The sequence below is a fragment of the Streptomyces coacervatus genome, assembly GCF_029223485.1.
GTDB classification, from domain to species: Bacteria; Actinomycetota; Actinomycetes; order Streptomycetales; family Streptomycetaceae; genus Streptomyces; species Streptomyces coacervatus.
On the sequence record NZ_JARHTP010000020.1, the window covers coordinates 242,192 to 254,950 of the forward strand.

Below are 12,759 nucleotides of genomic sequence, written 5' to 3' on the forward strand. Positions count from 1 at the left end.
CGGCCGTCTGTGGGAGTGCCTAAGGCACTCGGCCGTCAGGACCGCGGTGGCAGCAGCCTCCGCAGTCGCTCGGACAGCTCCGGTACGACCGTCACCGTGCGACCGCCCGGCAACGGCACCCGCAGGGGCAGCCGCAGTCGGCTGCCGCCCGCGAAGGGGGCGCCCGCGCCGGCCGCGGCGCCGAGGGCGGCTCCGACGGGGACGGCGTAGCGCAGGGGGTTGGCGGGGTCGGCCGGTGTGGCTCCCGTCGCGGTGGTCTGTACGGCCTTTCCGCCGTCGTACGAGGGCGCGCTGCTCGGCGTGGCGCTCGCGCTCGCGGCCCCGGCGCCCCCGTCCGCCGCAGTGCCCCCGGAGGATCCGGCGCCGACCGAACCACCCGTGTCCGAACCGCCGTTCCCGCCGGTCGAGCTCCCGGAAGACCCCGAACCGCCCCCGGAGGAACCCCCCTTGAACCGCAGGAGGGCCTCGGCGGCACGGGTCGTCCGCTCGCGCAGCTTCCGCGGCAGCGGGGCGTACCCGACGGGCAGCCGGCCCGGGTCGGCGCCGCTGATCTGCCCGCTGCCGCCTGCGTACCGCAGCAGGGCCGCGTAGTCCTTGCGGGCGGCGGCGTCCAGCCCGGCGGGGCGGACGACCGCGTAGACCAGCTGGGCCAGCGGGTATGCGGCCCTCGCCTTGGCGGCGGCCGGGGTGATCTCCGCGACCCCCTTGCCGGAGGCGCTCCCCGCGGCGGCGGTCAGGGCGGCGGTCGTCGGCGCCACGAACCTGCCGGCCGCGTTGCGCAGCCGGGCCGTCTGGAGGCCGTAGCGGGCGGCGGAGGCCGCGTCGGTGACCGTGATGACGAACCGGGAGCCGACGGTCTGCGGGCCCGGGCTCTTGAAGGCGGGCGGGCTGGCCAGCGCGTCCCAGGTCGACTTCCACAGGGTGTCGGCCCGGCGGGTGTGCAGGGCGCCGGAGTGCATGTCCTCGACATACGGATGGAAGTCGATCATGCACTGCTTCTGGGTGGCGCCCGTGCCCGGCGGGATCGTGCACCAGGGGTCGCTCTTCGGGAAGTCGTCCGTGCGGGTCGGGTCGAAGGCGGCACCGATCGGGTTCAGATCGGCGTTGGTGCTGTAGTACGGGTTGACCCGCATGCCCCAGTCGTCGGAGACCCCGGAGAGGAACTGCCGGGCCTCCTTGTCGGCCAGGATCCACTGCCACACCGCGCGGGCCGAGTCACTGTGCCCGAGCGCCGTCATCAGGTCGGTGTCGGTGGCCGGGGTCTCGGCGACCGACAGATTCGCGAACTCCGGGTTGAGAGCGACGAATTCGGGGTCGCTCGCCAAGCCCGCGGGATTGTTCTTCACCCAGCCGTAGCCCTTGGCGGCCGTCCCGCGGAGCACCGATCCCCAGGTGGAGTTCCCGTACGACTCGGTGAGCAGCTTGGCGACCAGACGCGGGGTGAGGTTCACCGACTCGACCTTCGTGCCGGCCAGCTTCGCCTCCGACTCGGGGGCTCCCGCCTTCGGTCTGCGCTCGATGGTGAAGCCGATGACGGCTCCGGAGAGCGCGACCGGTGCGTACGAGGTCGTGCCGGGCGGCGCCGTGGTCCCCTCGTCGGCGCCCAACGCGCGGGTGGTGAAGGCCAGTCCGGAGGTGCCGTCGGCGCCGAGCCGGGCGCGGGCGTCGGGCTCGCCGAGTTCCGTGTAGCCGTAGACCCGGCCCGCCGGGCACAGGGCCGCCTGCCAGCTGGTCATCGCGTCCGCCGCCAACTCGCTGCCCGTCGTGGGCCGTTCGCTCGCGCCGAGGGCGCAGTTGGTGCCGACCGTGTTGAAGTGCAGCGGGATCGCGACTCGGTTCTTCCAGTTGGTGGCGGAGACCGGGGAGCCCGCGTTGACCTGGCTGTGGTCCGCGTACGGCTTGCCGTCGAGGTCGAGGTGGCCCTGCGGGACGATCACCAGCCAGCAGGAGCGCGGCTTCGTCACTCCGTTCGTCCGCACCGGGGCGCCGCAGCCGAGGTGCGGGGCCTCGTTGGCGGTCTGCACCTCGAAGTACTCCTTGCCGGTGCCGCCGGCACCGGTGCGGGCGAAGTCGACCTCGTTGGTGGTGTTGCGGTTGAAGTACGGGTTGTTCTGGGTGTTGGTGGTGACGGTGGCGCCGCTGACCGGCTTGAAGGGGACCTCGCCCGGCGCGTTGGGGTTGGTGGCCCCGTAGCGGTCGTCCTGGCCGTAGTTGGTGGGGTCGGCGCTGTAGAAGACCTTGCGGGTGTCGTCGTAGTCGTTGCCGGGCCAGTTGCCCCGGTCGGTGGTCGGGGAGGCCCCGTACTGGCACTGGGTGCGCGGCGGGCCGGGATTGCCCGGCACCGTTCCGTCGTCGTCGCCCCAGCACTGCATGATCTGCACGAAGTCGGTGTCGAACAGCGTGCCCGCGAACGTGGTCGGGGTGCCGCCGCTCCAGGAGACGGTGACGGCCTGGCTGCTGAGGTGGGTGGTCTGGTCGACCGTGAACCTCATGTCCTTGAACTCGCCGCGCCCCGGGACGGTGACCGCGGAGGAGACGGCCGCCGACGCGGGCGGCGCCGACTGGGCGACCGCGAACCCGGCGAGCGCGCCTACGGTCGCCCCGGCGACGCCGCGCAGCAGCAGACGGCGTATGCGCTTCATCGCGAACCCCCGTCCGAGGAACGGTTGTTGTGGCCGTCGATCAGCCGGGAGACGACCGAGGGCAGCAGGACCAGCCCGAGGACCAGGAACGCGGCGAGCACCATCAGCGTCTGTGTGCTCGTCCAGCCGCTGCGCCCGGCGATCGCGACCGGCTGGGCGAGGGCGACGGTGCCGCCCGCGGTCGTGGAGCCGTTGCTGCTGCCGTCCGGGGAGAGGGTCTGCCCGGTGTCGGGGTCGACGGACGGCTGGGCGCTGCCTCCGGTTCCGCCGCCCGCGGCCGTACCGCCTCCGGTGTTCCCGCCGCTCGCCGCACCGCCGGAGGACCCGCCCGCCGAGGAACCGCCCGAACTCCCGCCGCCGCTCCCGGACTTGGCGCCACCGCTGCCTGTCGTGCAGGGCGCGGCGCCCTGCTTGTCGCAGGCCGCCGGGTAAGGAGCCGTCTCGGCCAGCTTGTTGCGCCCGCTGGCGGTGAAGGTCGGGTTGTTGCAGTTCTTGATGTTGATGTTCTGGGCCTGCACGCCCGGGATCCGGCGGATCTGGTCGAAGCCCGCCTTCACCAGGTTGATCGGCAGCGGCGAGTAGCCGAGCTCGGGCGCCTGCTGCTGGCCCTGGCACATGAAGTAGTAGGAGAACGCGCCGAGCGTCTTGCCCTTGGCCTTGGTGAAGGTGCCCTGCACCTTGAGCGGCAGGATCATGTACGAGTAGCTGGACAGCGGGTAGTTGCGGCGGTCGCTGTCGTTGTAGACGCCGTCGAGCTGCTGGGTGAGGTAGTCCGGGGAGCTCTTGTTGGTGTTGATCTTCGCCTTGAGCAGCGAGACGGCGACGTTCTGCGGGGTCGGCTCGGTGTAGTAGCCGGCGTGGTTGAGGACCTTGGCGACCGGGAAGTGCGCATTGAGGGCGTAGGAGTAGTTGACGTAGCCGATCGCGCCCTCGCCGTAGTTCTGGGCGACGTAGCCCGCCACGCCCAGGTCGCCGGACTGGGCGATCATGCCGGAGACGGGCGGGTAGTACGAGGTCTGCCCGCACGCCCCCGAGCGGTGGACCCGCGCGCAGTACGCCTGCCACAGCGCCTTGTGCTGGTTGGCCATCCACATCGTGAACTGGGCGGTGGAGCCGGAGCCGTCGGAGCGGACGACGGGCACGATGGTGCGGTGGGGGAGCTGGAGGCCGGGGTTGTCGGCCTTGATGACCGGGTCGTCCCAGGTCTTCACGACCCCCGTGAAGATCTTGGTGACGACGTCCCCGGACAGCCGCAGGTTGGTGACCCGCTTCCCGTTGACGGTCAGGTGGTACATGAAGACGGTGCCGCCCGCCACGATCGGCATGTAGGCGTACGACCCCGCCCCCGGCCGCTCGGCGGCGCTGCCGTCGGTCGGGTGGGTCTGGAACGGGATGTCCGACACCGCGAAGTCGACGGTGCCGCTGAGGAATTGACGGCGGCCGTCGGAGGAGCCCATGCCGGCGTAGGAGATGCGCATGCCGTACTGGTTGACGGCCCGGCGCCACTCGTCGACGGCGTTCTCGGCCCAGGTGGAGCCGGCGCCGGCGACGGGGGTGTAGCTGTCGGCGGCGGCTGGAGTGACCTGCACTCCGCTGAGCAGGGCGATCAGCGCGCCGAGGATCCCGAGCGCCCGCAGCAGAGGCGGACGTATGAGGTGGCTGGACATCAGTCGTTCTCTCCGGTGACGGGTTCAGGGGCGAGCAGCGACAGCGTGGGGGCGTGCAGTTCCTCGAAGCGGGCCGCGTCCCGGCGCGAGGCGCGCGCCGTGCGCCGGGCCTGGCGGCGGGTCTGGTGGCCCGGGCCGCGGCCGCCGATGACGCGGGCGATGGCGAACAGCACCAGGACCAGGGCCATCAGCACCGCCGCCGCACCGAAGCCGCGCGCGATCATCGTCGGCTCCGGCGACTTGACGAAGTTGAAGACGGCGAGCGGCAGCGACACCATCGGGCCGTTCGTGGGGTCGGCGTTGAGCGCGGCCGTGAACCCGGCGGTGAGCAGCACGGGCGAGGTCTCGCCGATGCCGCGCGCGGTGCCGAGGATGACGGCGGTGGCCAGCCCGGAGCGGGCGGTGGGCAGGACCACGTGCCAGACGGTCCGCCAGCGCGGAGCGCCCAGCGCCTCCGCCGCCTCGGTCAGGTTGCCCGGGACCAGCCGCAGCACCACGTCCGCCGCCCGGATGACGATCGGCAGCATCATCACGCTGATCGCGAACCCGGCCGCAAGACCCGACTTCTGCATGCCGAGCCCGAGGATCCAGGTCGCGTACACCATCAGACCGGCGACGATCGACGGCAGCGCGGTCATCGCCTCGACGATCGTCCGCACGAACCGCGAGAACCGGCCGGGGATCTGGTTCAGATAGACCGCGCAGGCCAGCCCCAGCGGGACCGTGATCGCCAGCGCGATCGCGATCATGATCAGCGTGCCGAGCATCGCGTGCGCGATCCCGCCGTGGGTCAGCGGGTCCAGCGGGCCCGCCGCCTGCATGTCCTGGGTGAAGAAGTTGCCGTGCGGCAGCGCCTCCCGCCCGCGCCAGGCCGTGAAGCCGACGACCAGGGCGAGCGCGGAGAACAGCAGCCCGGCCGCCGTCCACAGCACGACCGTCATCACCCGGTCCCGTACGGCCTGACCGTCCTCCTCCAGACCGGTCAGCACGGCGTAGACCGCGAGGAAGGCGACGTACGCCGTGACCCAGAAGCCCAACACACCCGAGAACGGCGCCAGTTCACCGAACAGCAGCACCGCCGTGCACAGCCCGGAGGCCGCCGCCCCGAAGAGCGACAGCACACCGGAGCGGGTGGGACCACCGATGCGGCGCGGCTGGTCGGGGAGTTCGGCGGGAGCGGCCACTTCTGGAGCGGCCGTGATCTCTTCTACGACGGTCATCTCATCCCTCGCTCTGTGCGCCGGACCGGGAGCGAGCCACGACGGAGGAGGCGGTGAAGTTGACCGCCAGGGTGAGCAGGAACAGCGCCAGGCCCGCCGCCATCAGCGCCGACATACCGAAGTCGGAGGCGTCGCCGTAGTGCAGGGCGATGAGCGAGGAGACCGAGTTCGAGCCGGTCTGCAGGATGTGCGGCTGGATGACGAAGACCGGCGAGATGATCAGGTAGACGGCGATGGTCTCGCCCATCGCCCGCCCGAGCCCGAGCATCGTGCCGCCGATGATGCCGCCCGTGCCGTACGGCAGGACGACCGCGCGGATCATCCCCCAGCGGGTGGCGCCCAGCGCGTATGCGCCCTCGCGCTCGCCGGCCGGCGCCTGCGCGAACACCTCGCGCATCACCGAGCACTGGATCGGCGCGACCATCAGCGCGACGACGAGTCCGGCGACGAAGGTGGACGCCGTGTACACGCTGTCGGAGGCCAGCGGCTGGCCCGGCTGGGTGCCGTCCACCTTGAACAGCGGGATCCAGCCGAACCAGTCCGACAGCCACCGCGACAGCCCGATGACGTGCTGCTGGAGGAAGAACAGCCCCCACAGCCCGTACACCACCGACGGGACGGCGGCCATCAGGTCGACCATCGTGACGAGGGTGCGGCGCAGCCCGCGCGGCGCCACGTCGGAGATGAACAGTGCGGTCCCGACGGCCAGCGGCACCGAGATCGTCACCGCGACGGCGGCGACCAGCAGGGTGCCGGTGAGCACGGCCGCGATGCCGAAGTTGTGGACGTCCGGCTGCCACTCGGCGGTGGTGAGGAAGGCGAAGCCCCGGGCGCGCAGCGCCTGACCCGCCCTCAGCAGAAGGAACAGTCCGACGGCCGCCATGATGCCGAGGACGACGACCCCGGTGGCCGTCAACTGGTACCGGAAGACCCGGTCCCCGAACCCGCGGGCCGTCTGCGGCCGGCGGGGCACGGGTCGGGGTCTGTCGGACTCCGGTCTGCCGGAGTCCGCCTGAACGGACAGCACGTGCGCCCCCCAAAGGAAACGATTCGCCCCCGACGGCCCCCCTCCGGTGCCGCGCGGGGAGAGTCAATGGCCGGATCCTGTCGGTGCGAGGCTTGAGATATGACTGATGCATGAATGACTCATGTCATTTCAGTGGGACAGCTGTGTAGAACGCCCGTTCGCATGTATCCCGCTACATCTCCCGCGAGTTACGGATCCCTCAATCTCTGGTGTCCGCGCGGTGAGCACCGCACTATGGGCACATGACACCGGCCCAGAGAGCCATGAACCAGCTGGCCGCCTGGCCCGACCTCACTCCGTGCGAGGCCGGCTGCGGCACGGGCCGGGCGCTGCGTTCCGCCCGTGACGAGATAGTGCACTTCCACTCCGAACGGGACGTGGACCTCCATCTCACCGCCCGCGCGATCCAGCGCCTGCACTACGACTTCGCGGAGTCGACCGCCATCCGCCTGGTGCCGGGCTCGCGCTGGGTCACCGTCCATCTCGACTGCGACGCCGATGTCGACCTGCTGCTCAGCCTGGTCAGCGTGGCCCTCAAGGCCCACGCCCACCAGGGCGGGCCGCCGCACGCCGATCGCCTGCCGGCGGCCGTGTGCAACTTCCACCGGGTGACGGTGCTGCCGCGGGACGAGCACGGCGAGGGTTGATCCGCTCGTTCACGGAACCTCCGCACGCACCATATTCACTCCTCAACTGTCACAGGCATGACATACGCTGCTGACAGCAGCCGCGCCCCGTACGGCACCGCGATCGAGCGGTCGTGTCCGGGTGACGCGCGGCGCTTTCGGACACACCCGGTCACAGGCCGGGTTTTCTCGTGGGGGTATCAGTACTGTGCGCAGGCGCAGCATCTCGACCGCGACGGCACTCGCGGTCCTCTTCGGCTCGGCGGCGCTCGCCGTCGGCGCGGCGGGACCGGCCTCGGCCGACTCCGCCAGGATCCTGCCGGTGAAGTCGGTCGGCGACATGGTCGTGGACGGCGTCCACCAGCTGGTCTACGTCTCCGATCCGACCAGCGGCAACATCGTCGTCACCGACTACTCGGGCACCGTCAGGACGACCCTCGCCAACGAGCCCGGGGTGACCGGCCTGGCGCTGTCGGCGGACTCCAACTGGCTGTACGCGGCGGTCAAGAACGACGACCGGATCGTCGCGATCGACACGCAGACGGCCACGCCGACCACGAGCTACCCGCTGGGCAACGACGTCGCTCCGAGCGACCTGGAGGTCGTGGACGGCCGGATCTGGTTCTCCTACGGCGACGACTTCGGCTCGCTCGACATCTCCGGCGCCGAGCCCGTGACCCACCTCGACCAGCGCGGCGACGCCGGGTTCACCGGCTCCGGGACCGTCCTCGCGTCCGACCCGTCCGTGCCGGGAGTCCTGGTGGCAGGCGACGGCGGCAGACTCGCCGTGTACGACGTCACGGCCGACGGGGCCACCCTGCGGACCAAGGGCTCCAGGGACTCCTTCGCCAAGCAGATCGACCTGACGCCCGACGGCAAGCAGGTCCTCACCTCCTGGGCCGAGGGCGGCGGCTACGGCGTCGGCGCCTACTCGGCCACCGACCTCACCCAGCAGCCGAACTACCCGACCGACCCGTACCCGAACGCCGTACGGATCGCGCCGGACGGCTCCGTCGCGGGCGGCAGCTCCTCCTCCTACTGGCCCGACGTCCACATCTTCCGGCCCGGCGACCCCAAGCCGGTGCGGGAGTTCGACTTCCCCAACACCGACAACAGCAGCGGCGGCGACACCCTCGTCGACGGCGCGCTGGCCTGGGCCCCGGACAGCAGCCGGGTGTTCGCCGTCTCCATGAACGACGACGCCGTCTTCACCCTGCGCGCGCTGACCGACCCCACCAAGGAACTGCCCACCCTCAAGGTGTCGGCCCCCGCGACGGCCGAGCGGGCCAAGAAGCTCACCGTCACCGGCAAGCTCACCTCGACGAAGACGACGCCCCCGGCCGGCACGAGCCTCTCCGTGACCCGCACGGACCTCGACTCGCCGAACGGCAAGCCCCTGCCCGCCGTCAAGACCAAGGCGGACGGCAGCTTCTCCTTCACGGACACCCCGCCGGCCGGCGGCAAGGTCACCTACAAGGTGTCCTTCGCGGGCGACGCGACCCACACGGCGGCCTCCGGCTCGGGCGCGGTGGAGGTCTCCCGGGCCTCGACGGCCCTGACCCTGAACAACAACGGCAAGCTGTACTCGTACGGCGCCGACGTGAAGTTCACCGCGCACCTCGGCACGACGTACAAGAACCGCACGGTCGAGATCTGGGCCAACCCCTTCGGCGGCGACAAGCCCAACAAGCTGATCAGGACCGGCACGGTCAACGCCGGCGGCAACATCTCCGCGACGGTCGACATGACCCGCGACACCGACGTCACGGCGGTCTTCAAGGGCGACGCCCGCTACAAGCCGAAGACGGTCAAGGTCACGGCCTACGCCAAGGTGAAGGTCTCCACCGCCGTCACCAAGAACTACAAGAAGGCCGCGATCGGCGGCCACACCTACTACTGGTTCCACAAGAACACGTCGCCGGTCGTCACCACGACCATGACCTACTACCCGGGCCGCAAGCAGAGCCTGGAGCTGGAGGTCTACTACGCCGGCAAGTGGTACGAGGTCGACGGCAGCCCCGCGTACTTCGCCCTCGCCACCAACGGCAAGTCGGCAGTGAGCCTGGGCGCCGCGGGCGAGTCCGGGATCAAGGCCCGGGTTCGGGCGGCGTACATCAACGGTTCGTCGGGTGACACGGTCAACTCGACGACGTACAGCGACTGGAAGTACATCTACTTCTCCAACTAGCCGCCCGTCTCAGTACGCCTCGTCAGCGCATACGTCCGCCTGGAACGCGCTCCAGGCGGACGGCGCGAACCGGAGTATCGGCCCGTCGCCGGGCCAGGAGTCGCTCCCGAAACCATCCGTCCGTGTACTAGACCTCTGAGCTCAGCGGAGTCGCCGGGACTTCGGGAACGTGGGGGTAGGCGGCTGACCGGTGCTGGAAGGAAAGGATCTTCGGGTTCTGGACGACGCCGTCGCGGATCTCGATGGCTTTTCTGATCGTGACGTCGGTGTCCCATGCCGCGGGGCCGCTCATGACCTTGCGCAGGTAGGGAAGGAGCGCCTCGCTGATTTCCCAGGTGGCGGAGTTCCACAGGTGGGACGGGCTGTGATCCACCGCGTAGTAGTGGCAGCCCGATCCCACCGAGGGCATGGGCTCGCCGAAGGTGGTCGGGTGGGCCCATGCGAAGCCCATGCCCTCGTCGCAGGCGACGTCGATCAAGAAGGTTCCCGGCCGGAAGAGGGCGAGTTCCTCGGCGGTGACGAACATGAGCGGCGCGTCGGTGTCCTGCAGGACGCAGTTGACGATGATGTCGAACCCGGCCAGGTACTCCGCCAGCGGCTCGGAACCGGCCGCGGTGACTGCCCGCAGGCGCGAGGGATCGTCCTCCCGCTCCTCGAAGTGGCCCATCACGACCGAGGGCATCGGTGACGCCACCGCTGCCGCGGCGCGTTGGGTGAGCACGGTGACGTCGGTGACCCCCATGGCGCCCAGGCCCGTGACCGCTCCGCGCGCCGTGGCGCCGAAGCTGATGACCACCGCCCGCAGGCGGCGCCCGTAGCTGCCGGTCAGCCCGCCGAGCTGCAGGGCGTGCAGCACCGAGCAGTAGCCGGCGAGCTCGTTGTTCTTGTGGAACACATGGACGCTGAAGGCGCCCGTGGAGGTCCAGTGGTTCATGGCTTCCCAGGCGATCAGGGTCAGCCGTCGGTCGATGCCGATCTGGGTCATCTTCTCGTCCTGCACGCAGTGCGGCCATCCCCACAGCACCTGGCCCTCGTGCAGCGCGGCGATGTCGTCGTGCATCGGTTTGGGCAGCAGCACGACGTCGCACTCGGCGAGGAGTCGCTCGCGCGAGCGCAGGCCGGCCACGAGGGGGCGCAGCGCGTCGTCGGCGACGCCGAACCGTCGGCCGTAGCCCTGTTCGAGGAAGATCCTCTCGCGCAGCTCCGGGGCGATCCGTTCGAGGTGGCTGGGGTGCAGGGGCAGCCGGAACTCGTTCTCCTTGTGAGAGGAGGCAAGCACTCCGAGACTCAACAGGCTCATGTGGGGCGGCTCATTTCCGACCGGACGCGATGTGCTCCGGCCTTGCCGTTCCCCGAGGGCGACGCCGAAATGGATGACGGCGTGCGAGGTGCGCTCGGTACCGCCACCGTACTCCGGTGCCGGCCGCTCAGCGCCCGCCGCTCGTTTGAGCTCGAAGGATCCACAGGTCCAGGTCTGGAGGACGTCTGAAAGACCTGTCAGCGGGCTGGTCCTGCGAGGCGGCGCACGAGGAGCATGGCCTCACCGCTTGACCGCCAAGCCAGTCACGGACTGTCTACAGACTCACGTGCACGTCCTGCCGAGAGCATCGACTTCCAGGACCGGTTCCGCTTGAAGGGCAGCTCGAAGATTTCGGCGAACAGCCATGCCGCCAGGACCGAAGCGGGCAGTCCCAGCACCAACGTGAAACAGAATCTGGGCAGTCCGGCCGATACGTAATGCGGGGCGATTTTCCGTACGACGACCATGATGATCGGCAGGTGAATGAGGTAGAGGCTGTACGAGAAGTTGCCGAGGCTGCGCATGGGGCGTGTGGCCAGGAGCCGGGTCAGAAATACGGGGCGCCCGGTGGCGACCGCCGCGATGAACATCGTCATGGCGGGCGCGATGGCGAGATCCACCCAGAAGTAGTGGTGCACCGTCCAGGCCGAACCCTTGACGGCAATGACCGACAGGACCGGTATGACGGCCAGGGCGGCGAGCCAATGCCACGGCAGGCGACGGATCTTCTCCCGGGCGACAAGGATGCCCGCGCCGACCAGGCCGGCGACGAATACGGGGGCGAGATTCGGGGCCAGCCAGTTGTTGCCCTCGACCGGGGAGGCGTTCTGCGCCAACAGGCCGCGTGCGACCGCGAGCAGGGCCACGCCCGCGACGAGGATCACCGCCCCCCACCGCCGTCGGACGTAGAGCAGGACCGGGAAGAGCAGATAGAGCTCCGCCTCCACTGCGATCGACCAGAACGCACCATTTGGCGTGGGGGCGGTGAAAACATCCTGGAGTACGAGGCCGTACACGAGAATTGTTCTGCCGTTCGGCGGCCCATGATGCGAGGCCGGCACCAGGAAGAATGCGACCAGCAGGCTCAGTGCGAGTGCCGCCCAGTACGGCGGAAGGATGCGCCAGGCCCGCCGCCGTAGGAACCGCGAAACGCTGCCCTGCTGCCAGCCCTTGCGTGCCGGAGAGATGGCCAGCGAGAAACCGGACAGCACGAGGAAGAAGACGACGGCGAGGCGTCCGTACATCAGCCAGCCCAGCCAGGAGGGGCCCGAGTTCTCGGGAAAACCTGGGAAGGTCAGCAGCCAGCAGTGAAAGAGGACGACGTACAGCGCAGCCAGGCCGCGGAGCCCGTCAAGGCCCTGCAGGTGACTGGCGCCGTTCGCTTCAGCAGTCCTGTCCGCCTGCTGCACCAGGACGGCCGCCTCGGGACCGTTGCTGTCGGTGCGACTCGACGTCAATAAAATTGCTCGGCCCTGCCTCTCGTGGTCCGAGTGGCACATCACCACCCACAGTGACTCATACGTCGCCTGCAGCAAGGAGGTTCAAGGGGCGGGCAGGACGGAGTCCTCGGCGCAGTGGAAGTGCGGTGAGCATGACGAAGATGGCGAAGACGGTGATGGGCAGCAGCCCGACGGGACGTAGATAAGCCATCGGATGCGCCAGGACGGCATTCCATGTGACGTCCCAGTTGGCGGCCAGGTCCGTGAGCATGACCGCGGCAGCGAGCAGTGTGCTGTCCGGGCGGGCCCGGATGATCAGCAGGGCGACGAGCGGATCCAACAGCAACAGTGCGTGGAATATCAGCTGGATGGGCATCGGCGCGTAGCTGTAGGCATGCAGCCCGCCCGTCGCCAGGAAGTACGCGTGCGCTCCCATTCCTTCCAGGAAGCCGATGACGTACGCCCCCGCCACACACCGGACCCATACCGGACGATCCCCCCATCGCATGGCGATCACCCTAGCTGTTCTGTCCACGGAGGTTGGTGACACAGGTCTCGGCTGAGGGATCTTGAATTGAGTGAGGGCCTTCTGGCCTGGTGTGGATTGCGACATCTGCACCGGCGACCAGAGAGGCCCTCTTGCCCCACCG

Annotated in this window: 9 protein-coding genes; 2 read left to right on the top strand and 7 right to left on the bottom strand. The window is 69.8% G+C overall.

Annotation, left to right across the window (positions count from 1 at the left end):
* Positions 1–35 precede the first annotated feature (35 nt).
* Genes P2Q00_RS39710 through pstC form a run of 4 tightly spaced genes read right to left on the bottom strand, consistent with a single transcriptional unit; the run spans position 36 to position 6,502 of the window.
* A complete protein-coding gene (locus tag P2Q00_RS39710; protein ID WP_275779262.1) occupies positions 36–2,642 on the bottom strand; it encodes a hypothetical protein in 2,607 nt (868 codons plus the stop codon).
* The gene (locus P2Q00_RS39715; protein ID WP_275779263.1) at positions 2,639–4,309 is read right to left on the bottom strand and encodes a substrate-binding domain-containing protein; all 1,671 of its coding nucleotides are present in this window, start codon (positions 4,307–4,309) and stop codon (positions 2,639–2,641) included. Before P2Q00_RS39715 ends, P2Q00_RS39710 begins: the two co-directional genes overlap by 4 nt.
* Positions 4,309–5,529, bottom strand: a complete 1,221-nt coding sequence (gene pstA / locus P2Q00_RS39720) for a phosphate ABC transporter permease PstA (protein WP_275779264.1) — start codon at positions 5,527–5,529, stop codon at positions 4,309–4,311. The genes P2Q00_RS39715 and pstA overlap by 1 nt, the downstream gene beginning before the upstream one ends.
* Before the next feature lies 1 nt (position 5,530).
* Positions 5,531–6,502 (bottom strand): phosphate ABC transporter permease subunit PstC, encoded by a 972-nt coding sequence (gene pstC / locus P2Q00_RS39725; RefSeq protein WP_275779265.1) that lies wholly within the window; start codon positions 6,500–6,502, stop codon positions 5,531–5,533.
* 296 nt (positions 6,503–6,798) lie between these two features.
* Here pstC and P2Q00_RS39730 point away from each other — a divergent pair, with 296 nt between their 5' ends.
* Together P2Q00_RS39730 and P2Q00_RS39735 are read left to right on the top strand one after the other, a co-directional pair.
* The gene (locus tag P2Q00_RS39730; RefSeq protein WP_275779266.1) at positions 6,799–7,203 is read left to right on the top strand and encodes a luciferase domain-containing protein; all 405 of its coding nucleotides are present in this window, start codon (positions 6,799–6,801) and stop codon (positions 7,201–7,203) included.
* Positions 7,204–7,390: 187 nt separating this feature from the next.
* Positions 7,391–9,370 (top strand): YncE family protein, encoded by a 1,980-nt coding sequence (locus P2Q00_RS39735; protein WP_275779267.1) that lies wholly within the window; start codon positions 7,391–7,393, stop codon positions 9,368–9,370.
* A gap of 127 nt (positions 9,371–9,497) precedes the next feature.
* On the opposite strand, the gene P2Q00_RS39740 is transcribed toward P2Q00_RS39735, so the two are convergent.
* From P2Q00_RS39740 to P2Q00_RS39750, 3 genes are all read right to left on the bottom strand, one after another.
* Positions 9,498–10,670: a N(5)-(carboxyethyl)ornithine synthase gene (locus tag P2Q00_RS39740; RefSeq protein WP_275779269.1), complete on the bottom strand. Its 1,173-nt coding sequence runs from the start codon at positions 10,668–10,670 to the stop codon at positions 9,498–9,500.
* A 263-nt stretch (positions 10,671–10,933) separates the two neighbouring features.
* Positions 10,934–12,079 (bottom strand): acyltransferase family protein, encoded by a 1,146-nt coding sequence (locus tag P2Q00_RS39745; RefSeq protein ID WP_275779271.1) that lies wholly within the window; start codon positions 12,077–12,079, stop codon positions 10,934–10,936.
* Positions 12,080–12,185: 106 nt separating this feature from the next.
* The gene (locus P2Q00_RS39750) at positions 12,186–12,617 is read right to left on the bottom strand and encodes a hypothetical protein (protein WP_275779273.1); all 432 of its coding nucleotides are present in this window, start codon (positions 12,615–12,617) and stop codon (positions 12,186–12,188) included.
* Positions 12,618–12,759: the final 142 nt, after the last annotated feature.